Origin of the sequence: Halococcus thailandensis JCM 13552, assembly GCF_000336715.1 — an archaeon.
Lineage (GTDB): Archaea > Halobacteriota > Halobacteria > Halobacteriales > Halococcaceae > Halococcus > Halococcus thailandensis.
On record NZ_AOMF01000007.1, the window covers coordinates 1 to 684 of the forward strand.

Annotated in this window: 1 protein-coding gene; it reads right to left on the reverse strand. The window is 58.3% G+C overall.

The annotated features are described in order from the left end of the window. Positions 1-271 precede the first annotated feature (271 nt). Positions 272-649 carry a hypothetical protein gene (locus tag C451_RS00095; protein ID WP_006825417.1) on the reverse strand — a complete coding sequence of 126 codons (378 nt, stop codon included), beginning with the start codon at positions 647-649 and terminating at the stop codon, positions 272-274. Between the last annotated feature and the right edge of the window lie 35 nt (positions 650-684).

A 684-nucleotide genomic window follows, 5' to 3' on the forward strand; every position in this document is an offset into this window, starting at 1 on the left:
GATCCCACGTGCGAACGACGAACGAATACGGTGGTTCCTTCGCCATTCGTTCGCCATTCGTTCGCCATTCGTTCGCCATTCGTTCGCCATTCGTTCGTGGGAACGCCGGTCGCCCCTGTCCAGAAAAAAGAGAACTTTCTACCGATTCGTACACGTCAAACAATCGACGAATCGACCACTATATAAAGAAACGCTGTTCGCGAGCTTCGTCGACGAGCTGAACATCGCCGTTTTTCGTCGAACGAGATTGAGATTCTAAACATCGCCCGGCTCAGAATATCCGGCGCGGATGTATCTTGACTTGGTTCGAGCCACGATGACCTCCCGCCCCGTAGAACTTGAGCCGGAGAGCACCGGCATCGACCGAGCGCATATCCACGACTTGGATGCCACGACCGCGGGCGCGGTAGGGAACGAACACGTACAGTCCTCGCTCCTCTGCGAGCCGTTCGTGATAGTCTTCGAAGATTCGGAATCGGCCTTCGGAGCCATCACGACGGTTCAGCATCGCGGCTTTGACTTCGACCGGGCGGCCGTCCGACGTTCGGGCGTCGTGCCAACTCCCGTGGTCGGCGTCGAGGCCGTAGCGCCGCTGCGCCGCTTCCTCCGCGAGTCGGCCATATCGTGCCGCCTTTCGAGAGCGATTCATAATTTTGCTTGACCTTGACCCGCCGGTTCGTCGAG